This is a genomic window from Desulfonatronum lacustre DSM 10312 (assembly GCF_000519265.1).
Lineage (GTDB): Bacteria > Desulfobacterota > Desulfovibrionia > Desulfovibrionales > Desulfonatronaceae > Desulfonatronum > Desulfonatronum lacustre.
In genome coordinates this window covers 1,243,582-1,266,145 of sequence record NZ_KI912608.1, presented here as the reverse complement: position 1 = coordinate 1,266,145, position 22,564 = coordinate 1,243,582, and the positions used below count along the sequence as shown (strand labels likewise).

At 57.4% G+C, this 22,564-nt stretch carries 13 protein-coding genes; 11 read left to right on the top strand and 2 right to left on the bottom strand.

The features are described from left to right. Nucleotides 1-139: 139 nt before the first annotated feature. The 6 genes from DESLA_RS0105980 to DESLA_RS0105950 all read left to right on the top strand — a co-directional run bounded on the left by DESLA_RS0105980 (nt 140) and on the right by DESLA_RS0105950 (nt 15,283). On the top strand, nt 140-9,022 hold the full coding sequence (locus DESLA_RS0105980) for a glycoside hydrolase family 94 protein (RefSeq protein WP_028571752.1): 8,883 nt from the start codon (nt 140-142) through the stop codon (nt 9,020-9,022). Nucleotides 9,023-9,206: 184 nt separating this feature from the next. Beyond that, nucleotides 9,207-10,361 carry a baeRF3 domain-containing protein gene (locus DESLA_RS0105975; RefSeq protein WP_028571751.1) on the top strand — a complete coding sequence of 385 codons (1,155 nt, stop codon included), beginning with the start codon at nt 9,207-9,209 and terminating at the stop codon, nt 10,359-10,361. Nucleotides 10,362-10,872: 511 nt separating this feature from the next. Then, nucleotides 10,873-13,611 (top strand): cation-transporting P-type ATPase, encoded by a 2,739-nt coding sequence (locus DESLA_RS0105965; RefSeq protein WP_028571750.1) that lies wholly within the window; start codon nt 10,873-10,875, stop codon nt 13,609-13,611. Between the two features lie 691 nt (nt 13,612-14,302). Continuing rightward, nucleotides 14,303-14,650, top strand: coding sequence for a hypothetical protein (locus tag DESLA_RS0105960; protein ID WP_028571749.1), 348 nt, complete (start codon nt 14,303-14,305; stop codon nt 14,648-14,650). Between the two features lie 310 nt (nt 14,651-14,960). Further along, a complete protein-coding gene (locus tag DESLA_RS22790) occupies nt 14,961-15,107 on the top strand; it encodes a hypothetical protein (RefSeq protein ID WP_156932879.1) in 147 nt (48 codons plus the stop codon). After that, nucleotides 15,104-15,283: a hypothetical protein gene (locus DESLA_RS0105950; protein WP_028571748.1), complete on the top strand. Its 180-nt coding sequence runs from the start codon at nt 15,104-15,106 to the stop codon at nt 15,281-15,283. Before DESLA_RS22790 ends, DESLA_RS0105950 begins: the two co-directional genes overlap by 4 nt. A gap of 441 nt (nt 15,284-15,724) precedes the next feature. Here DESLA_RS0105950 and DESLA_RS0105945 read toward each other — a convergent pair whose 3' ends face one another. Further along, complete coding sequence (locus DESLA_RS0105945; RefSeq protein ID WP_084031921.1) at nt 15,725-17,194, bottom strand: mechanosensitive ion channel family protein; 1,470 nt, start codon at nt 17,192-17,194, stop codon at nt 15,725-15,727. A gap of 478 nt (nt 17,195-17,672) precedes the next feature. Then, complete coding sequence (locus tag DESLA_RS0105940) at nt 17,673-18,071, bottom strand: HPF/RaiA family ribosome-associated protein (RefSeq protein WP_028571746.1); 399 nt, start codon at nt 18,069-18,071, stop codon at nt 17,673-17,675. 567 nt (nt 18,072-18,638) lie between these two features. Between DESLA_RS0105940 and DESLA_RS0105935 the strand changes: the two genes are divergently transcribed. From DESLA_RS0105935 to DESLA_RS0105915, 5 genes are all read left to right on the top strand, one after another. Then, entirely contained in the window at nt 18,639-19,205 is a 567-nt protein-coding gene (locus tag DESLA_RS0105935; RefSeq protein WP_028571745.1) for a hypothetical protein, read from the top strand. Nucleotides 19,206-19,227: 22 nt separating this feature from the next. Beyond that, nucleotides 19,228-19,455, top strand: a complete 228-nt coding sequence (locus DESLA_RS0105930; protein WP_028571744.1) for a hypothetical protein — start codon at nt 19,228-19,230, stop codon at nt 19,453-19,455. Continuing rightward, a complete protein-coding gene (locus tag DESLA_RS0105925; protein WP_028571743.1) occupies nt 19,452-19,631 on the top strand; it encodes a CsbD family protein in 180 nt (59 codons plus the stop codon). Before DESLA_RS0105930 ends, DESLA_RS0105925 begins: the two co-directional genes overlap by 4 nt. A 96-nt stretch (nt 19,632-19,727) precedes the next feature. Next, complete coding sequence (locus DESLA_RS0105920) at nt 19,728-20,177, top strand: hemerythrin domain-containing protein (protein ID WP_028571742.1); 450 nt, start codon at nt 19,728-19,730, stop codon at nt 20,175-20,177. 197 nt (nt 20,178-20,374) lie between these two features. After that, nucleotides 20,375-22,489 (top strand): catalase, encoded by a 2,115-nt coding sequence (locus DESLA_RS0105915; protein WP_281172397.1) that lies wholly within the window; start codon nt 20,375-20,377, stop codon nt 22,487-22,489. Nucleotides 22,490-22,564 lie beyond the last annotated feature (75 nt).

Sequence of the window (22,564 nt, the reverse complement as noted above, 5' to 3'; positions counted from 1 at the left end):
AGGTGCAGGAGCGCGCTTTCAGTTTTAAAGGGGGCGGTTAGCAACCTGTCGTCACAAGGAGCAACACGTCTGCTTTCGAAGGGGCGGTTCGCGAACCGCCCCTTCGGTTTCAGGTATTTCAGCCAAGGATGTATTTGTCATGACGCTCACCGCGGCGACACTTATCGAGAAATCAGTGCAACTCTGGGGGCGGCTGCGTGGCAATGCCCGTTTCCATAAGAACGAAGGCGACGAAGCACCGTTGCGTGCCGAGTTGTACAGTACCTCCCAGATGGAGGAGCACGGCAAAATTCTCGCGGGGTTGCATGTCTTGGATCAGGGACATGCTCCGGAACGCCTGCTGGCCAGGCTTGCCAAGAATGAAAGCGTTCTGTTCGCGGTTCGCGGCCTGTTGACCGAGGTCGTACAGGCCAATCGAGGAATCATCCCGGCAGGGGAATGGCTGCTGGACAACTTCTATCTGATCGAAGAGCAGATTTTGGTGGCGAGAAAGCTGTTGCCCAAGGGCTACGCCAAAAAGCTTCCCCGCCTGAAGGACGGTCCATCCAGGGGGCTTCCCCGGGTGTACGACATTGCCTTGGAGACCATCGCCCACGGCGACGGCCGTGTGGAACTGGAGAGCCTGAGCGGTTTCGTTTCCGCCTACCAGACCGTGACGCCCTTGATGCTGGGCGAATTATGGGCCATTCCGATTATGTTGCGCCTGGCCCTGATCGAGAACCTGAGGCGGATTGCCGCTCGAATCGCCGTGAACCGGGCTGACCGTGATCTGGCCGGGCAGTGGGCCGATACGATTATCGAGACGGCGCAAAATGACCGGAAACACCTGATTCTCGCTGTTGCCGACATGGCCAGGTCAAAACCGCCCATGACCAGTTCCTTTGTCGCGGAGCTGGTTCGGCGACTTCAGGGGCAGGGAGCCGCGCTCGCACTGCCCCTGGCCTGGATCGAGCAGCAACTTTCGGAATCCCGCCTGACCATCGATCAGATGGTGCAGTCGGAGAATCAACAGCAGGCCGCGGATCAGCTTTCCATCAGCAACAGCATCGCGGGTCTGCGCGTTCTGAGCGTCATCGACTGGCGCCGGTTCGTGGAGACCCTGAGCGCCGTTGAACACATCCTGCAAGAAGATCCGGCCGGAATTCACGGCCAAATGCATTTCAACACCCGAGATCAATACCGGCACGTCGTGGAGGAGGTCGCTCGGAAAAGCGCATTCACCGAAGTGGACGTGGCCCGAACAGCCATCGAGCTGGCCGGGCAAGGCGCGACCGGGGCGGATGGCGACAGCCGGACGGGTCATGTGGGCTTCTACCTGATTGACCAAGGGATTGCGGACCTTGAAAGCCGGGTCAAGGTCAGGTCGACGGTCCTGGATATGCTCCGCGGCCTCGGTCGCCGGTTCCCTTTGTTCCTGTATCTCGGCGCTATTGGCTTCGTCTCGGTGATTCTTTGCGCCGCTCTGCTGGCCAAAACCCGCTCAGACGGGGTGGACGGAGCGCTGCTCTGGGTCGTGGGCGGGCTCTCTCTGCTGGCGCTAAGCCAAGTGGTCATGGCGTTGATCAACCTCATCGCCGCTCGTCTTGCCAAACCGCGGAGGCTGCCCCGCATGGATTTTTCCAAGGGCATCCCTTCGGAATCGGCCACCCTGGTCGTGGTTCCGGCCATGCTTTGCAGTCCGGAACATGTCGCGGAACTAACGGATGCCCTGGAAGTCCGGTTTCTGGCCGGCCGGGAGGAAAACCTGCGCTTTGCCCTGCTGACCGACTTCCTGGACGCCTCCGAGGAAAAGACCCCCGCGGACGAATCGCTGGTCTTGCTGGCCAGGCAGGGAATCGAACGACTCAATGCGACATACGACGCCAATGAGGACGTTTTCTTTCTCTTCCATCGACCTCGTCAATGGAACCCAAAAGAACGGACCTGGATGGGCCATGAACGGAAGCGGGGCAAGTTGGCGGCGTTGAATGCGTTGCTCCGTGGCGGCAAGTCCGAGCAGGATTCCCAGGAAAAAACTGATGCGGATTTCTCGCTTATCGTCGGCAATATCGATGTGTTGCGCGGCGTGAAGTACGTCATCACCCTGGACACGGACACGGACCTGCCACGGGATACCGCATGGCAGCTCGTGGGCGCCATGGCCCATCCCCTGAACCGTCCCCATTACGACGCGGACAAGGGGCGCATCGTGTCCGGATACGGCATTCTGCAACCCCGGGTGGCGGTCAGCCTGCCGGGAACCAACAGGTCGCGTTATACCCGCATGCACGGGATTGACGCCGGCATTGATCCCTATACCGGGGTCGTCTCGGACGTCTATCAAGACCTCTTCGGCGAAGGATCGTACATCGGCAAGGGTATTTACGACGTCGACGCCTTTGAGCAGGTGCTCAAGGATCGTTTCCCCGAAAATTTGATCCTTAGCCACGATCTTATCGAGGGGTGCCATGCCCGGTCCGGGCTGATCAGCGACGTGCAGCTCTTCGAGGAGTATCCTGCGCGCTACGACGCGGACGTGGACCGCCGCCTACGCTGGATTCGTGGGGACTGGCAGATCCTGCGATGGCTGTTTCCGAGTGTCCCCGGCCCGAAGACCAAATTCACGAAAAATCCGCTCTCGCTCTTGTCCCGCTGGAAAATTTTCGACAATCTCCGGCGCAGCCTCGTGCCCATGGCGCTGACCCTCCTGCTCCTGCTCGGCTGGACCGTCCTGTCCTCGCCCTGGTTCTGGACCGCGGTGGTCATCGGCATCGTGCTGATTCCCGCCCTGATCAACTGCCTCATGGGCTTCTTCAATACCACCGGCCACGCCCTGGTCAGCCAGCACCTTGCAAGCGCGACCCAGGCCACCGGGAGAGGCCTTGCCCAGTCCGCGTTCACGCTGCTCTGCCTGCCGTACGAGGCCGCGACCAACACCGCCGCCATCCTGCGAACCCTGTGGCGGATGAACGTGTCCGGCCGGGGGCTTCTGGAATGGAACCCACCGGGCCTCGCCCAAAGCACGGGACGAACAGCGTCAGGAACAGCGCCAGGAACAACTTCAGGCCTGTCGGCGCTTGGCGTGTCGTATCGCAGGATGTGGATCGCCCCGGTCGCGGCCATGATCGTGACAGGGTATCTGGTTCAGGCCCGGACAATGGTTCCGACCGGAACACTGCCGGGAGCATTGTCGGGAGCACTCCCAGGAACACTTTCAGTCGCCTTGCCGTTGCTGACCCTCTGGTTTGTTTCTCCCCTGATCGCCTGGTGGCTCAGTCTGCCCATCCGGCCCCGGAAAGTCCGGTTGACCGATGATCAGTTGGTCTTCTTGCGCAAGCTTTCCCGCAAGACCTGGGCCTTTTTCGAGCAATTCGTCGGCCCCGAAGATCACTGGCTTCCCCCGGACAACTTTCAGGAAGCGCCGCGCGAGGTGGTGGCCCACCGCACGTCGCCCACCAACATGGGGTTTGCGCTGCTCTCAAATCTGTCGGCCCGCGACTTCGGCTACATCACCGTCGGGCGTTTCATGGATCGAACGGAAAACGCCCTGGGTTCAATGGATGGCCTGGCACGGCATCGCGGCCACTTCTACAACTGGTACGACACCCGAACCCGCAAGCCGCTCCTGCCCATGTACGTTTCGTCCGTGGACAGCGGGAACCTGGCGGCGAGCCTGATGACCTTGCGGGAAGGGTTGCTCGCGCTTCCCGACGAGAAGCTCACCGGAGAACGACTGTTCGACGGAATTGCCGATACGGCCATGGTCCTCATGGATGTTGCGAGTGGGAGCATACCCGCGCAGCTGACGCGGTTCATGGAAGACATGGAGTCCATCCGATCGTCCCCGCCACAGAACACCCCGCCACAGAACACCAAGCCGGACAAGACCCCGCAAGAAACGACCCTTTGGGACCTGAAGGCGTCCCTCGGGCGACTGGCGACATCCGCCAAGGAAATTGCCCTGCACTTCGAAGCCGATCCTGAGAGCAACGCCGCGTGGTGGGCGCGGTCCCTTGAGCAACAGTGCCGGGATGCGGTGGACGAATTGAACGAGCTGGCGCCCTGGGCCGAGCCGTCGCTTTCGGGGCGGATTCTCGATCAAATTCCCGCTTTCAAGGATATCCCCACGCTGCGCCGGCTGGCCTGCCTCGATAATGACGTCCTGCCCCTGATCGAGGAAATGCGGCAAGAAAGCGAGACACCGGAGCAAAAACAGCGGCTGGACAAGCTCAAATGGCTGATCATCAAGTCCAGCCTCAGTGCCGGGAGAAGAATCGTCCGCCTGGACGAGCTTGCGCACCATTGCCGGGAACTAGCCCGGAACATGGAATTTGCCTTTCTGTACGACAGCGCGCGCCGTCTCCTGGCCATCGGCTACAACGTCAGCGAGGGGCGCAGGGATGGCAGCTTCTACGATCTGCTGGCTTCGGAAGCGCGGCTGAGCAGTTTCGTTGCCATTGCCCAGGGTCAACTTCCCCAGGAAAGCTGGTTCGCCCTGGGGCGGATGCAGACCATTGCCGGCGGAGAATCGGTTCTTCTTTCCTGGAGCGGCTCCATGTTTGAATATCTGATGCCGCTCGTGATGATGCCCACTTATGATCAGACAATTCTTGATCAAAGCTGCAAGGCGGCCGTGGCCAGGCAGATCGACTACGGCAAGCAACATGGCGTGCCCTGGGGAATTTCGGAATCCGGCTACAATATGACCGACAGTCAGCTCAACTATCAGTACAAGGCCTTCGGGGTGCCCGGTCTCGGTCTGCAACGCGGGCTGGCCGAAGATCTGGTCATCACCCCCTATGCTTCGGCATTGGCGCTCATGGTGGCGCCCGAGGCAGCGTGCCGCAATCTTGAGGATCTGTCGTCTCGTGGTTTTCAAGGCAGGTACGGCTTCTACGAGGCCATTGACTATACTCCAAGTCATCTGCCTCGCGGGCGGACGAACGCCGTGGTTCAGTCCTACATGGCCCACCATCAGGGCATGAGCCTGCTCGCCCTGACGCATCTGCTGCTGGACCAACCCATGCAGAAACGGTTCAAGGCGAATCCCATGTTTCAGGCCACCGTGCTGCTGCTTCAGGAGCGGCTGCCCAAGGCCACGGCATACCACTCGCAAATCTCGGATCTTTCCGAGTCCCGGAAGATGTCGGCTTTCTTGAAGGAGAAGCCGCTGCGCATCTCCATGACTCCGAATACGTCCATCCCCGAGGTGCAACTCCTGTCCAACGGAACATATCATGTCATGGTCACCAATGCCGGTGGCGGGTACAGCCGCTGGAAAGATCTGGCCGTGACCCGGTGGCGTGAAGACGGCACCTGCGATAATTGGGGGGCCTTCTGCTATATCCGGGACCTTTCCAGCGGTGTCTTCTGGTCCGCGGCGCACCAGCCGACGCTCAAGCCGTCCGATCGGTACGAAGCCATATTCTCCGAAGGCCAGGTCGAGTTCCGCCGCCGGGACGAGGATATCGACACCCATACGGAGATATCCGTATCCCCCGAGGATGATACCGAGCTGCGCCGGATCACCATTACCAACCGATCCAAGACCCGCAGGTCCATCGAAGTGACCAGTTATGCGGAAGTCGTCCTGGCATCGCCGGCGTCCGACGCGGCGCATCCGGCCTTCAGCAATCTCTTCGTCCAGACCGAAATCATCAGGACCCAGTGCGCGATCATGGCGACCCGGCGGCCTCGCTTTGCCGACGAGAAACCGCCATGGATGTTTCACACCATGGCTGTCCACGATGCGGACATGGGCGATATGTCCTATGAAACAGACAGGTTGCGGTTTGTCGGTCGCGGGAACACGCTGGCCGCTCCCGAAGCCATGAAAAGCCGGTCGCCTCTTTCCGGCGGCGAAGGGCCGGTTCTGGATCCCATCGTGGCCATTCGCTGTCAAATCACTCTGGAACCGGAAGCATCGGCAACCGTGAACATCATCACCGGCGCGGCGGAGACTCGCGATGTCTGCGCGGGGCTGGTGGGCAAATACCGGGACCGGTATCTTGTGGACCGCGTTTTCGAGCTGGCATGGACCCATAGCCAGGTCCTTCTGCAACAGATCAACGCCACGGAATCCGACGCACAGCTCTACGGGCGGCTCGTGGCCTCGGTACTCTACGCCAATTCCGGGCTGCGCGCCGATTCCAGCCTGATCATGAAAAATCTTCGGGGACAATCCAGCCTCTGGGGCTACTCCATTTCCGGTGATTTACCCATTGTTCTGCTGTGGATCGAGGATCAGGAGAACATCGAGCTGGCCCGCCAGCTCGTTCAAGCCCATGCCTATTGGCGTCTCAAAGGCCTGGCCGTGGATATGGTGATCATCAATGAAGATCATGGCGGGTATCGGCAGGTTCTGCACGATCAGATCATGGGATTTATCGCCGCCGGAGTGCATGGCAAGCGGGCGGATCGCCCGGGTGAGGTGTTCGTGCGCAACGCTGATCAGATTTCGGAGGAAGACCGGATCATCTTTCAGGCCCTGGCCCGGATCGTCATTCGCGATAGCCAGGGAACGCTCGCGGATCAACTGAACCGCGTTGGTCGTGATCAACCGATTATTCCAGCCCTGGCGCCGACCCGTCTCTTTCGCCCCCTGCCGCCCACCGTCGCGGCCCTGCCCCGGGAAGACCTCCTGTTTTTCAACGGCATCGGGGGATTCACCCCGGATGGTCATGAGTACGTCATTTCAACCAGTCGCGAGCAGGTCGCACCCGCGCCGTGGGTCAACGTGCTGGCCAATCCACATTTCGGCGCCATTGTCTCGGAAAACGGCCCAGCCTACACCTGGAGCGAGAACGCCCACGAATTCAGACTGACCCCATGGCACAATGATCCGGTGGTGGATTCCAGCGGAGAAGCCTTTTACCTACGTGACGAGGATCGCGGCCATTTCTGGTCCCCCATGCCGCATCCCGCCAAAGGTGCTTCTCCCTATGTCACCCGGCACGGCTTCGGATACACGGTGTTTGAACACGCGGAGCGCGGCATCATTTCGGAGGTCTGGGTGTTCGTGGCCAAGGATGCGCCGGTCAAGTTCACGGTGCTCAAGGTGCGCAACCGGTGCGGCCGTCCGCGACGGCTCTCGGTGAGCGGATTCATCGAGTGGGTGCTGGGTGATGTGCGTCCCAAGACTGGGATGCACGTGAGCACCGAGATCGATCCTGAAAGCGGCGCGATTCTGGCGAACAACCCGTATAACACCGAATTTGGTAGGCGGGTGGCCTTCTTTAACGTGGATCATGCCACCAGAACGGTCACCGCGGATCGGACCGAATTTATCGGTCGCAATGGAACCCTGGCCCGTCCCGCGGCCATGACCCGGTCCCGCCTCTCCGGCAGGGTCGGGGCCGCGTTGGATCCCTGCGCGGCCATGCATGTTGTTTTTGATCTGGACGACGGTGAAGACCGGGAGATCGTGTTCACCCTCGGCGCCGGGCAAGATGATGGCCACGCCGCACGTCTCGCAAAGCGCTATCGTGATTCCACCGCGGCGCGAAAAGAGCTGGAAGCTGTCTGGCAATACTGGAATCACACCCTGGGCGCCGTGCAGGTGGAAACCCCCGACAAATCCGTGGATTTCCTGGCCAATGGGTGGCTTCTGTACCAGACCATCGCCTGTCGGCTCTGGGGCCGCAGCGGCTACTACCAGTCCGGAGGCGCATTCGGTTTCCGTGACCAGTTGCAGGACTCCATGGCCCTGATCCATGCCGAGCCGGGTCTTGTGCGCGCGCATCTGCTCCTCTGCGCCGGACGCCAGTTTTCCGAAGGCGATGTTCAGCACTGGTGGCACCCGCCAACCGGCAGAGGGGTGCGGACCAAATGTTCCGACGATTATCTCTGGCTGCCCCTGGCCACGTGCCGCTACGTCCAAAGCACCGGCGACACCGGGGTCCTGGACGAAACGATCCATTTCCTCAATGGCCGCCAAGTGGGTCACACCGAGGAATCCTACTATGATCTTCCGGTCAGATCCGAGGAAACGGCCAGCCTGTATGAGCATTGCGTGCGCGCGATCCAGAGAGGGCTCAGGTTCGGCGAGCACGGCCTGCCCCTAATAGGATCCGGCGACTGGAACGACGGCATGAACATGGTCGGCCACGAAGGCAAGGGAGAAAGCGTCTGGTTGGCGTTTTTCCTGTGCGAGGTGCTGAACCGGTTCGCCGAGATCGCGCGGCTGCGCGGAGACCTGGTCTTTGACCGACAATGTCGCAACGAAGTCGCGCGGCTTGGCCGAAGCATCGAGGAGCATGGCTGGGACGGCGATTGGTACCTCCGGGCGTATTTCGACGACGGCACCCCCATCGGCTCCGCTGAAAGTCCCGAATGCCGGATCGACTCGATAGCCCAGAGCTGGTCGGTCCTGTCCGGCGTTGGCGACGAAAAGCGTTCCAGGGCAGCCATGGAAGCCGTGGACAAATATCTGGTGCGCCGGGATGACGACCTGATCCAGCTTTTGGATCCGCCATTTGACAAATCCGCATTGAATCCGGGGTATATCAAGGGCTACGTGCCGGGCGTGCGCGAGAACGGCGGACAGTACACCCACGCCGCGATCTGGACGACCATGGCCTTTGCCGCGTTGGGTGACAAACGCCGCGCCTGGGATCTCTTCGCCATGATCAACCCCATCAACCACGGGAATTCCGCTGAGGAAGTGAAAACGTACAAAGTCGAGCCCTATGTGGTCGCGGCGGACGTTTACGGTGTCGAGCCGCACACAGGTAGGGGAGGGTGGACGTGGTACACGGGATCAGCCGCCTGGATGTACCGCCTGATCATGGAATCCCTGCTGGGTTTCAGGCTGGAAGGCAACAAATTGTTTTTCGAACCCTGCCTCTCCACAAAGTGGGACATTTTTACGATCCGCTACCGCTTTCGGGGAACCAACTACCGGATCTCGGTCAGGCAGCAACAGGATGACGAGGACGGTGCGGCGACTGTTATTGTGGACGGAGTGGCGCAACAGGAAATGACCATAGCGCTTGTGGATGACGGCCAAGAGCATGCGGTGGAGGTGGTGTTGGCATGCGGCTGATTCCACTTTACTTTCAAAAAAGATACTATTTTGCCAACCTAGCACTGTTGTCTGGGTCGAAATCGAAATCGCCATCGAAATCGGTATCGCAATGTTTTATTATCTATTTATTCCTCCGATTTCGATTACGATTTCGACCCAGAGCATGCATTGGCGATTCATCTTGATTTTAAAAGGAGATACAATGCACACATTTGGAAAAAACGACTTGCCCGCGATCTGGGACAAGTGCGAGCCTCCCTGTCTTTCACTCTACCAGCCGACCCACCGGGGGCACCCGGAAAACAAGCAAGATCGGATCCGGTTCAAAAACCTTGTGAAGGAGTTGGAGCAGTCGCTTCAGCAACGGTTGCCGGACGACGATATCCGGCCACTGCTGGAACCGTTTTGGGCATTGGCCGCTGACCCCGTCTTCTGGAACCACACCTTTGACGGGCTGGCCATCCTGGGCGCGAAAGGCTTTTTCCGGGTCTACAACCTCCAACGACCGACCCCCGAATTGGCCGTCGTGGCGGACAGCTTCCACATCAAGCCGCTTTTGCGCATCCAGCAGTCGGCCGACCGATTTCAGATTCTCGCCGTGAACCGGCATGCGATCCGGCTCTTCGAGGGCAACCGGGATGCCCTGGACGAGATCGAGCCGGCTCAGGGCGTTCCGCGGACATTGACCCAGGCCCTGGGAGAAGAATTGACCGAGCAGCATCAGACCGTGGCCTCATACGGTGGTGTAGGTGGAGGCAAACCGGCCATGTACCATGGCCATGGCAGTAAAGAGTCCGAAGTGGACAGCGATGCCCTGCGTTTCTTCCGGGTCGTTGACCAGGCGATCCTTGAACACCACTCGCGGACGTCGGGCCTGCCGCTGATTCTGGCTTCCCTGCCGGAGCATCACCATATGTTCCACGAACTCAGCCGCAATCCGTTTCTGATTCCGGAAAGCATCGATATCCACCCGGATGCCCTGCCGTCCGTCGAGGAATTTCGCAAGCGCGCCTGGCGGCTTGTGGAACCGCGTTATCTGGCGCTTTTGGCCGATCTGGTAGAAAAATTCGGCAAGGCATGGTCCGAGGGGCTTGGCAGCGACGATCCGCCACGCATCGCCAAGGCCGGCCTGGAAGGGCGGGTCGGCACCCTGTTGATCGAAGCCGACCGGGTACTTCCCGGCCGGATCAACGCCGCGACGGGCGATGTTGAACAGGACGACGTGTCCCACCCACAGGTCGACGACCTGCTCGACGACCTGGGGGAGCTGGTCCTGAAGAAGGGTGGACACGTCGTTATCGTTCCTGCCGAACGTATGCCGACCAAGACCGGCGCCGCCGCGATCTTCAGGTATTGAGCCGCGGAAAGGTAGGGGCGACCCTGTGTGGTCGCCCCGTTCGTTCGTCCAGGGCGGGCACGTAGGCCCGCCCCTACACCAAACCGCGATTCCGAATGTGCGTGCGTTGACTCTGCTGCTCGCGCAGGCGTTTCCGGGAGTGCTTGATCAATTTGGTCAATCTGGCCGCGGCGCCGTTCAAGTCCGGATTATCGCGTTTTGGCAAAGCCAACGCAAATTGTGTTGAGCAGTTACAAAATTTCTTCCATGTGATCTTCGGACATCCTGTGTCTGCGATAGCGAAAAATTGTAGACAAGCTGCAAAAACTGGTTCAATTTTACTTCGGCAATGCGTTTTTCGCTTAAGAAAATGCAGTTATCGGGGTCGGCGTCGAGATCGGGATCGATACTGTTTGTTTGCCAATAATCCTAATTCGACCCCGATGCCGATACCGAAAGAGAAGCTTTGAATTAGAAATGGTATTAGGGCATCGCCTCAGGCAGCCAGAGTCACTTTTTTGGGAACCTCACCATGTCCACACAACCAGACACGAACGACACCATCATCAACCATCCCCATGCCCTCACGGTCCAAGAGTGCCTCGACCTGTCGCAAAGCCAGGTTGCCGGGCTGGAACCGGACGATGCCCAAAAGCGCCTGGAACGCTTCGGCCCGAACAAACTGCCGGAGCCGGAGCCGGATGGATTGCTGAAACGCTTTTTCAAGCATTTCCATGACATCCTGATCTACATCCTGCTGGCCGCGGCCGGCATCACCGGTCTGCTGGGGCACTGGATAGACACCTTCGTCATTCTGGGCGTGGTGGTCATCAACGCGTTGATCGGTTTTTTCCAGGAGGGCAAGGCCGAAGAGGCCCTGGCCGGCATTCGCAAGATGCTCTCCCTGCACGCCCAGGTCCGTCGCGGCGGAGACTTTCATGACATTGAAGCGGAGTTGCTGGTTCCGGGAGACATCGTCCGTTTGCGCTCCGGGGACAAGGTTCCAGCGGATATTCGGCTGCTGGACGCCACAAACCTGCGCATCGAGGAATCCGCGTTGACCGGCGAATCCGTTGCCGCAGCCAAGCAAACCGAACTCGTGCCGAAGGACGCCCCCCTGGGAGATCGCACAAGCATGGCGTATTCCGGGTGCCTTGTGGCTGCCGGACGCGGCGTGGGCGTGGTCGTCCACACGGGAGTACAAACCCAACTTGGCCGGATCAACAAAATGATCCAGGAAGTGGAAAAACTGGCCACTCCGTTGACACGCCAGATGGCCTCCTTCGGCAAGGTGCTGTCCGTGGTCATTCTCTTCCTGGCCGGCCTGATGTTCGCTGTCGGGTGGTTCCTCCACGACATGCCCATGGAAGACCTCTTTTTCGCGGCCATCGGCTTTGCCGTGGCCGCCATTCCCGAAGGTCTGCCGGCCATCCTGTCCATCACCCTGGCCTTGGGCGTGCAGCGCATGGCCCTGCGCAAGGCCATTATCCGCCGCTTGCCCGCCGTGGAAACCCTGGGTTCGGTAACGGTGATCTGTTCGGACAAGACCGGCACCCTGACCCGCAACGAGATGACCGCCAGGGCCGTGGTGACCGCGACCCAAACCTACCACGTCAGCGGCACGGGCTACGTTCCCGAAGGCCACATCCGAGGGGCGGACGAACAACGCGCCGAACTCAAAGACAATTCCGATCTCTTGCGGATTATTGAGATCATGGCCGTGTGCAATGACGCAATCCTCTTCGAGGAGGACGGTCGCTGGAAACTGAACGGCGAGCCCACGGAAGGAGCGTTGCGCACTCTGGGCCGCAAGGCTGAATTTGATGCAACCCCATATACCCGCCTGGCGGAGCTGCCTTTTGAATCCGAAACCAAGTTCATGGCCACCCTGGATAAAAGTCCTGAGGAAAAAATCCTGCTGTTGCTCAAAGGCGCGCCAGACCGTCTGTTGGACCGTTGCACGCTCCAGCTTGCCGCTGACGGCGGCACCGAGCCCCTGGACCGTGCCATGTGGGAAGCCAGGCTGGAAGAACTGGCCGCTCAGGGTCAGCGAATTCTGGCCGCGGCCTGGCGGGAACTGCCCCGTGAAGATTCGGATGCGGTGCGGCTGACCAAAAGCCAGGCCCTGTCTTTGGATGACGTTGACCAAAAGATGATCTTTGCCGGCCTGGTGGGCATTGTTGATCCCCCCCGCCCCGAGGCGATTGCGGCAATCAAGATCTGCCGCGAAGCCGGCATCCGGGTGAAGATGATCACCGGAGACCATGCGGCCACGGCCATGGCCATCGGCAAGGAAATGGGAATCGGCAACGGCACGGCGGCCATCACCGGACCGGAGCTGGAAGCCGCGAGCGATACGGAAATGCGCCGCCTGGCCGTGAAGCACGACATTTTTGCCCGCACCAGCCCGGAGCACAAGTTACGTCTGGTCACGGCCCTGCAAGCCGAAAAGGAAGTGGTGGCCATGACCGGGGACGGAGTCAACGACGCTCCGGCTCTGAAACGGGCCGATGTCGGCATAGCCATGGGCATCAAGGGCACCGAGGCAACCAAGGAGGCCGCGGAGATCGTCCTCATGGACGACAATTTCGCCACCATTGAACACGCCGTGGAAGAAGGCCGGACCATTTACGACAACCTACGCAAGGCGATTTTGTTTCTTCTCCCGACCAACGGAGCTGAAGGGTTGGTCGTTCTCACCGCCATCGTCGCCGGCTTTGCCGTGCTCCCTTTGACGCCGGTCCAAATCCTTTGGGTGAACATGGTGACGGCCATCACCCTGGCCATGGCCCTGGCTTTTGAACCATCCGAACCAGACCTGATGTCCCGTCCTCCGCGTCGTCCCGGTACGGCCATTCTGGGCGGCTACTTTCTTTGGCGGATCGGCTTTGTCTCCGTCCTTATCGGAGGAGCCACCCTGGCTGTTTTCCATGTGGAAATGTCCCTGGACATGGACGTAGCAATCGTGCGCACCGTCTGCGTGAACACGTTGGTGGCCGGCCAACTTTTTTACCTGTTCAACAGCCGCTTTCTTCGAGAAGCCGCGTGGCTGCCCTCCCGCCTTCTGAGCAACAAGGTCGCCTTGATCGCTTCAGGAGCCCTGATCCTCTTCCAACTTATTTTCGTTTATGCGCCGTTCATGAATCTCTGGTTCGGTTCTGCCCCCCTGGAACTTCGCCATTGGCTGGTTCCACTGGGCATCGGCCTGATGGTCTTCACCCTGTCGGAACTCGAAAAATCCGTGTATCGAAAATTTCAAAAGGTAAAGTAAAAGGAGCTGCTTAGTTGGCCCGAGTAAAAAAGGGGGTATCTACTCAGCACATTTTGTGTCCGCCCTTGCTCCGGCAATCGGGGTCGGGGTCGGTTTTTACCGATCGTTCCCATGCTCCAGCGTGGGAACGCAGCCCTGGGCGCTCCAGCGCCCTGTTTTGGCTCGGCGTGAGCAGTCAATTCCGATCAGCCAAGGCTACTCGGGAGAGTTCCACATAATGAAAATTGGCCAAATGCTCGGGGATATCTAAAGAGCAGCGTTTCACCTCACCGGATTTCAATTCGCGACGCTGGAGCGTCGGGAGCTGCATTCCCACGCTGGAGCGTGGGAACGATCGATCGAGACGCCCTCGCTCCAAGGGGGGGCCACTGCTAAAAGTGTCAACCTTTTCTGAACCATCCCAGCGTTTTCGATCCCGATCCCGATTCCGACTCCGACCGCGGCAAAGGCATTACTCTGTACTGAGTAGTTACAAAGGGGGCTGTGTTCATTCATCCGCTCGCCCATCCGGGAAATAATCCCGACTCCAGTGATTTCTCCCCAATAAAAACAAGTGATTCCCCTACAGACACGATCAAACGCAATGCTATTGTGTCAGAGCGGGGAGAAAAATTTTTATAATACACCCCGAAATCGCCCCCCCCCAAATATGGGACGAATGAAAAATATTGGCAAAAAAACGGGAGGAATCATGGGAAAATTATTGCAGATTCGCGTGCAGGCCTCAACGTACAGTGAAGATGATGTCCGTCGGGCCTGGCCCCGACTCTTTGAACTGGCTTTTTCATCCCAAGTCCCGGTGCCATCCAGCGGGATGCGCGGGGTCATGGAACTGGTCGCCCGCCTTGACGACATCCGCCGGTTCGCCGACGGCCTGCCAAACGAGGTCAAGGCGATCTTGGACAAAAATCTGCCCCCTGTTTTGGAAATCCGCGACGAACTTGAATCGAGCCTGGCCGATTGGAAGACGGCCCGGGCCAACACCCTGAGCGACGACCTCGAAAAAGCCATAGCCGACCTTGAGACTATGGTGTCGTGATGCCCCTGAATTGACCACCAACTTCAATGACCAAGGTGATCATAGGATTATTCCTTACGAAAATGTGCGTTTTCCCTACAGACACGGTCAAACATAAGGCTATCATATGGTAGAGGGGAGAGAAGACATCTGTAAATTTTTTCCAACGAACCATCAACATTCAAGCGGGGGGTAAAATGTAATCGAGAATTCTTATAGGATCATTGTTGATTGTCTTATCGCTCACGTTTTTCGGTTGCGGTCGGTTTGTCTTTTGTCGGCGGGGCGGCCACGGGAGCAGCCGTAGGAGCGATTGGAACGGGAGCAGCATATGAATATCCAGAACAAACGGCAGATGGATCAGCTTGAGCTGGAGTACAGCGAAGGCAAAATCACCGAGGAAGAATATAACTCCAGGAAAGAGCAGATTCAGCGTGGATCGATCATATTAACGAAAACCAAGGAGGAAATACTATGAAATCAAGCACAAGGTATGAGACTGAAGACAAGATGCATCCGGCCAAAATAAAGGCCAAAAAAGTCGTCAGGGACGCAGGCAACAAGCCTGATATCGAAGCCGTGGGCAACGCCGAAAAACACGGCGGAGTTGAGCAAGAAAATAATGGCGAAGTGAAAAGAACCGTGGGGAAGTAGAACTGTACGTGATTCCACAAAACGGATTTTTTGCACAGAAGTCCGTGCTATCAGACCTTGGCAGGGCACCTGTCCGAAACGCATAATGAGCCATCCAATAAGTCGGAATGGTCAAAAGAGCATGATGATGTGGCGATCGATAGGGCCGGACACAGGACGTGTCCGGCCAGCTTTTTTGCGCCTTGTGTCATCATGAATTTTTACCAGAATGCTCCGACTCTTCCTCAAGTTCCGGTTCCGGCGCGGACGGATCTGGGTCCGTGCGTTGACTCTGCTGCTCGTGCAGTCGTTCCTGGGAGTGCTTGATCAATTTTTTCTAGTCCATTGCTGATTTCAGCGTGCAGGGCCTCGTCAATCTCGATGTTGCGGTCGGAGTTGATTTGAATCCGCATGGTTTTCTTCTTTTCTTAACAATTTGGATTTACTGGTATTATAGAGGTTTTATTTCTCGGAATCAGCCGTGCCGGGAGCAATTGGCAGGAGATTTTCCCCTTCCCGCAGTGGTTGGGCCTGCCGGGCCTGCTCCTTGATGACGACGGCTTCGCTGTAGAGGCCGGCTTCCGCTTTCGTGGATACGGCATCGAGATTTTCGGGCGGCGTTTCCACCGGGAACCGCTTTTCCACCAATGCATCCCCCCCTTCCAGGTCTTTATCATTGAGCAAGGTGACGTGAACGCCTTGCGGGAAGACGATTTCCCGGGCCTCGTCGGGCATGGAGATGCCGTGTTTCTGGAATGCGAATTTCACCAGTCGGATCACTGAGGAGCGCACCTTGAGCCAACTGTGCGTGTGACCGTTCAACCAGAAGAAAATGCGCAGGTTCACCGTGGAACTCCCCAGGCTGTCCACCAGTACCGAAGGCTCTGGATCGTTCAGAACGGCCGGATGGTCCGCCAGCACGTTCCGGGCAATTTCCTGGGCTGTGTTGATGGCGTCGTCGTAGCCGATGCCGACCATGAACTCCTCCCGTCGGTTCGGGGTGGTCGTGAAGTTGCGCAGATTGCTCTTGTAAACGCTGGAGTTCGGGATCTGCACGAGGTTTCCGCTGAGGGTCATCAGGATTGTGGTGCGCATGTTCAACTGCTGCACATACCCGGTCTCACCCGCTATTTCCACCAGATCGCCGGTCTCGAACGGCCGCTGCATGCTGAGAAAGATGCTTGCCAGGAAATTCTCGGTGATGTCCCTGAATGCGATGCCGATGACCAGACCGATCAGCCCCGTGCCGCCGACCACCGTCAATGCCAGTTGCGTCAGACCGGAGACCCTCAGAATCAGGTAGGCGCCGCAGAGGACGACCAGTCCGCCGACCCCGCGGGCGATGACGTTTTTCAGGAGTTTCGTCCGAATTCGGCCCCGCAGGAATATCCGCGTCGTTTTTGTCGCCAGTATGCCGGCGCCCGCGGACAATGCCAGGATGAACAGGCCAAACACGAAAAATGGAAAGGAACGGACAACATCGTGCCATAATTTCAACAGACCGTGCCAGGCCGGACGGAAATCCCACGCCGACGGCTCGATCACCTCCATCCTGTTGACCACGGCGACCACGTCCTGGGTGTTGCGGGCCAGATCTCCAGCCCATTTCTTGAGCACTTCGGACTCCACCTGGCCACGCAGAAAGACAACTCCTTCCTCGACCCGGACTTGTGGGTCGGTGAACCAATTGGTGGCCTCCAGGACGCTTTGGAGTCGCCTGAATATCTCTTCATCCCTCGCAACCGGGTTGACGTCCACCTTCACGGGCGCCGCGGAAAGTTCCTCGCCGGCGGGGGTGTTCGACTGCCGTGGCTCGCCGGTTGTACCGGAGGGTTCCTGTGCCAGGGCCGGAAAGATCAGCAGACAATAAATCGCAACGAGCAATACAGCCCGCGTGATCAGTTTCCTGCGGCGGCATCCGATTCTTTGCACGGGAACAGTCTCCTAGCTGAGTGTTGAAAAAGTCCTTATCCGGCAGTCCGTTCAAAAACCCCAAGTGCAAGGAGCAAAAAAAGTTCAAGGTCGAAGCGTATTTATTCATACGTGAGAGTTTGAACTTTTTGCAGCGACGCAGCAATTGGGAGTTTTTCAACGGATTGCTAGGGCATGTGTTTTTCGGGGCGTTACCAGGGCTGGGTGCAGGGCCATCATTCGCCAACCTGCATCATGAAAACCTTTTTGGAGAACCAAGTCTGTAGGAAGATCGCTCATTATCGCAAGGAGAAATCACAGACGTCCGGGATAAAATACTCGTTCTCCGTGATTTTTCCTCGCGAATGAATATTTTCTTGGCGCTCATGGGGCGTGAAGAGAGCGGAAGGTGGAAAATTTCAAAAGAGTATGATTATGCGGAGATCGATAGGGGCCGGACACAGGACGTGTCCGGCCAACTTTTTTGCGCATTGTGTCATCAGGAATTTACACCAGACTGTTCCAACTCATCCTCAGGTTCCGGTTCCGGCGCGGACGGGTCCGGGTCCGTGCGTTGACTCTGCTGTTCGTGCAGTCGTTCCTGGGAGTGCTTGATCAATTTGGTCAATCTAGCCGCGGCGCCGTCAACGGCCAGATTCAGTGTCGCTGCCCGATGTGCGACCGCGATGGGCTGGTGACCCTCGAGACGGGCTTCCAGCAGACAGCGCATGTCGTCATGTCCGCCCTTCTTGTCGCTGTTTTCGTCGCTCAAATGGACTTCCAACAGCGTGATCCGCGCGCTGAGCCGGCCTAGGGCGCTTTCCACTCCATCGCTGATTTCAGTTTGCAGGGCCTCGTCAATCTCGATGTTGCGGTCGGAGTTGATTTGAATCCGCATGGTTTTCTCCTTGCGTTAAAATTTTGGATTTACTGGGATTATAGGGTTTAATTTCTCGGAATCAGCTGAGGCGGAAGCAACGCTTTCGTGGTACAGCATCAAAATTTTCGGGCGCGTTTCAACCGGGAACCGCCTTTTTGCATCCCCCCATCTGTGTTTTCTCGTCGAGCAAGGTGACGTGAACGCACCCATTCCCGCCTTGTAGGGAATGAATGCTGGGTCTTTTTTCCAACCTCCGTCAGGAAAACATTTTTTCTGAACCGAGTCTGTGGGGAAATCGCCTATTGTCGCAAGGGAAAATCACAGGCAACGGGATTTTCCCCTGACGGACGATGTGCGGAGATCTCTTTCCTGTCGCCCCTCGCAACCTCCTCCCGGGAATTATTCCCGTCTTCCGTGATTTCTCCTCACAATAAATATGCGATTCCCCTACAGACAGGGATGCCCAAAAAGGTATCCTCCAGTTTCGTAGTCAAAGGACGGTGTCGTGACGTTGTCGGAGACGTTACTGAAGAATCGCATATTCTTGCGAGTCCTTGAGAAACTTGCGGGAGAGAGGAGACAAAAATGAAGAACGAACTCTTTACGACGGCACTCATGGTCGCTGTACTCGCTTTGTTTTCCGGATGCGCGGCCATGCCTCAAACATGGCCTGATAAGGAGCGGAACGCGGAAAACAAGATGGTCGTCATCCAGGAAAAGATTGGAGACGGACTGAGAACCGGCGCGCTCACCCCTGACCAATCCCAAATGTTCCTGACCACACTGAAGGGCGTTCGGACGGATTACACGGCACTGACGAGCAAGCCGGCCCGCCGGGGAGAATGGAATAGCCTCAATGTCCGGCTGGAAAGGCTTGGCAATGAAATTGACCGGGCGCTTTTCCGGCCAATGAGAATTGAAGGACCACGGACCGGGGACAGGATTGTCGCACTGCAGTGGACAATTGATGATGGGAGGGTCAGCGGACGTTTGCCCGCGGGAGAGGGGCGCGAAGTTCAATACCGGCTGGACTCCGTCCGGCGTGATTACCTGCATCTGACGGAAGGAGGCAGGTCCATGAGCTACGAGGAAGAAGCGGACATTTCGCGCAGGCTCGATGCATTGGAAATGGAATTGAATCTATATCGGTAACAACTCGAATAAGTGAGGCCAAATGAGTGAAAAATTTAAATATGGAGAGGAACTTCAATCCATGCTCCAACAATGGAACGCGGAGTATGACGAATTGGAGGAGAATCAAATAGCCGGCGATGGAGGCTTGAAAGAACTCAAACAGACTCTGGACAAAAAATGGACTGCTTTGAGCAAATCTTTGAACAGGCCGGGAAGAGATTCAGATAAAATTTACCCAACTAACAATCAACCAGGAGGCAGACCATGAAATCAAGCACGCAAGACAAAGCAGAAGGCAAGATGCACCAGGCGAAAGGGAAGATCAAGGAGACCGCCGGAAATGCAGTCGGTAACGAAGAACTGGAAGCTAAAGGCAAAGGCGAACATTTAAAGGGGAAAGCCCAGGACAAGGCTGGGGACGTCAAGAAGGTTGTGGGGAAATAGAGAGGATATTCTCGTTCCCAGGCGCAGCCTGGGAACGAGATCATTCGTGTTCAATGACCGTAACACGCACTTCACACCAACATTAGGAGAAGAAAAGTGAATGCTTTTTTTCAGATGCTCAAGAAAGACCATGTGGAAGTAAAGGGAATTTTAGGTCAGCTTAAACAAACCAAAGAAAGTGCACCGAAGAAGCGTGAGGAGTTGTTCAAAAAGCTCAGGGAAGAGCTGGTGCCTCATATGAAAGCCGAAGAAAGTGCTTTCTATCCGCCTCTGTTGGAGAAGAAAGAGGCCCGCGAAGATGCCATGGAGGGAATAGAAGAGCACCATGTGAGTGAACTTGTTTTGAAAGAACTGGAAAAAATGCCGAAGGATGATGATAAATGGGGAGCCAAGGTGGCTGTGTTTAAGGAGCTCGTGGAGCACCATATCAAGGAAGAGGAAGGTACGCTGTTTAAAATAGCGGAAAAAGCATTGGACCCGGACGAATTTAAAACAATCTCGAAAAAATTTGAACAGGACAAGGAGAAAATCAAAAAGAACTTGTAACTCTTCAGCACATACGGTGGATGATCATGCTCCAGGGCTGGATTCCGGCTTTCGCCGGAATGACTTGTTTTTCATGCCACCTGCCAATCAGTCATACCCGCGAAGGCGGGTATCCAGTCCGGTTTTTCTCTGAGCTGAGTAGTTACCAAAACAAATAATCTTCTAGACCATGGCAAGGAATCAACAGGAGATTGATCATGATGAGCAAGGATAAGAAGAGTAATTTGGGGAAAAGTAAGCACGGAAAAGGGTCTGCTTCAAAGGGAGACGCAGAAGTGGCAGCTGGCGGCGAACTGCACCAGATCGCCGGCGGAGACCACCCCGCGCTGACCACGAACCAGGGCGTGGCAATATCCGATAATCAAAACTCGCTCAGAGCCCATCCGCGCGGCCCCACGCTTCTGGAGGATTTCGTCCTTCGCGAAAAAATCACGCATTTCGATCACGAGCGTATTCCGGAGCGCATCGTTCACGCGCGCGGAACGGGCGTGCATGGGTTCTTCGAGCTGACGGCCTCGTTGGAACAGTACACCACCGCCAAAATACTCACCGAGGTAGGAGAGAAGACACCCCTGTTCACGCGGATATCGACCGTGGCGGGCGGCTCTGGTTCGATAGACACCCCGCGTGACGTACGCGGCTTTGCCGTCAAGTTTTATACCAAGGAAGGCAACTGGGACCTGGTCGGCAACAACATACCGGTCTTCTTCATCCAGGATGCCATTAAGTTCCCCGACCTCGTCCATGCCGTAAAAATGGAACCCGACCGCGGCTTTCCGCAAGCAGCAACCGCCCACGACACCTTCTGGGATTACATTTCCCTCACGCCGGAATCCATGCATATGGTGATGTGGATCATGTCCGATCGCACCATCCCGCGTTCGCTACGGATGATCGAGGGCTTCGGGGTGCATAGTTTCCGATTGATTAACGCTGCAGGCGAATCAACCTTCGTCAAATTTCACTGGCGTCCCAAGCTCGGTTTGCAGTCCACCATCTGGGACGAGGCCGTCAAGATTGCCGGCGCTGATCCGGACTTCCACCGCCGCGACATGTTCGACGCCATCGCGGCGGGCGGTTTCCCCGAGTGGGAGTTCGCGGTTCAGCTGTTCACCCAGGAGGAAGCGAACAGCTTTCCGTTCGATCATCTTGATCCGACCAAGCTGATTCTTGAAGAGCTTGTCCCTCTGAAAGTGATCGGCCGGATGGTGCTGGATCGCTGGCCGAGGAACTTCTTTGCTGAAACCGAACAGGTTGCCTATTGCCCCGGAAATATCGTGCCGGGCATCGATTTCTCCAACGATCCACTGTTACAAGGACGTTTGTTCTCGTATATCGACACGCAGCTTTCGCGCCTGGGCTCACCCAATTTCCATCAGATCCCGATCAACGCGCCCAAGTGCCCGTTCGGCAATCTTCAACGCGACGGACACATGCAGATGGCGGCGCAGGAGGGCCGTGTTGCGTATGAGCCCAATTCCCTGTCTCAAAACGCACCACGCGAAACGCCGGCCAAGGGCTTTCACAGCGCCGCGGTAACGGAAACCGGGGTGAAAGGTCGCATCCGTGCCGAGAGCTTCGCCGACCACTACAGCCAGGCGCGGCAGTTCTATCTCAGTCAAACCGCCCATGAGCAGGCGCACATCGCTTCGGCGCTCGTGTTTGAGCTATCCAAGGTCGAACATGTCCATGTGCGGGAAGCAATGGTCGGGCATTTGCGACATATCGAGGAAGATCTCGCCGGGCGGGTTGCCAAGGGGCTTGCGTTGGAAAAGATGCCCGATGCGCCTGAGGCCGCGGCTCCTGTTCAGGAGTTGGAACCTTCGCCCGCATTGCAGCTCATCGGCAAGATGAAGGATACCCTCGAGGGACGGGTCGTCGGCGTTCTGATCGCGGATGGTTCAGACGGCTCCGTTATCAAGAATATTAAAAAAGCCGCGATGGATGCGAAAGCTGTCGTGAAGATCGTCGCACCCAAAGTCGGCGGCGCAAAACTTGCGGACGGATCGATGTTGCCGGCTGACGGACAATTGGCGGGCATGCCTTCCGTGCTCTTCGATGCTGTCGCGGTCATTCTCTCTGAAGACGGCGCAAAAACACTGTCAGTGGAAAGCGCTGCCATCGATTTCGTGCGCGATGCCTTCGGTCATCTCAAGGCAATCGCCGTTGATAAGGGAGGCACGGAGTTGTTGAAAACAGCGAATGTTGAACACGATGCCGGCGTCGTGGATGCCAACGACACGGACGCATTTGTTGCCGCGGCGAAAACACGTCAGTGGGATCGGGAAAAGTTGGTGCGAATATTGGCCTGACCACTGTTTCCATACCAGTCCGTTGAAAAACTCCCAATTGCTGCGTCGCTGCAAAAAGTTCAAACTCTCACGTAT

Coding starts and splice junctions, on each gene's coding strand:
- DESLA_RS0105980 (WP_028571752.1), top strand. CDS start 140: ATGACGCTCACCGCGGCGACACTTATCGAGAAATCAGTGCAACTCTGG.
- DESLA_RS0105975 (WP_028571751.1), top strand. CDS start 9,207: ATGCACACATTTGGAAAAAACGACTTGCCCGCGATCTGGGACAAGTGC.
- DESLA_RS0105965 (WP_028571750.1), top strand. CDS start 10,873: ATGTCCACACAACCAGACACGAACGACACCATCATCAACCATCCCCAT.
- DESLA_RS0105960 (WP_028571749.1), top strand. CDS start 14,303: ATGGGAAAATTATTGCAGATTCGCGTGCAGGCCTCAACGTACAGTGAA.
- DESLA_RS22790 (WP_156932879.1), top strand. CDS start 14,961: ATGAATATCCAGAACAAACGGCAGATGGATCAGCTTGAGCTGGAGTAC.
- DESLA_RS0105950 (WP_028571748.1), top strand. CDS start 15,104: ATGAAATCAAGCACAAGGTATGAGACTGAAGACAAGATGCATCCGGCC.
- DESLA_RS0105940 (WP_028571746.1), bottom strand. CDS start 18,071: ATGCGGATTCAAATCAACTCCGACCGCAACATCGAGATTGACGAGGCC.
- DESLA_RS0105935 (WP_028571745.1), top strand. CDS start 18,639: ATGAAGAACGAACTCTTTACGACGGCACTCATGGTCGCTGTACTCGCT.
- DESLA_RS0105930 (WP_028571744.1), top strand. CDS start 19,228: ATGAGTGAAAAATTTAAATATGGAGAGGAACTTCAATCCATGCTCCAA.
- DESLA_RS0105925 (WP_028571743.1), top strand. CDS start 19,452: ATGAAATCAAGCACGCAAGACAAAGCAGAAGGCAAGATGCACCAGGCG.
- DESLA_RS0105915 (WP_281172397.1), top strand. CDS start 20,375: ATGATGAGCAAGGATAAGAAGAGTAATTTGGGGAAAAGTAAGCACGGA.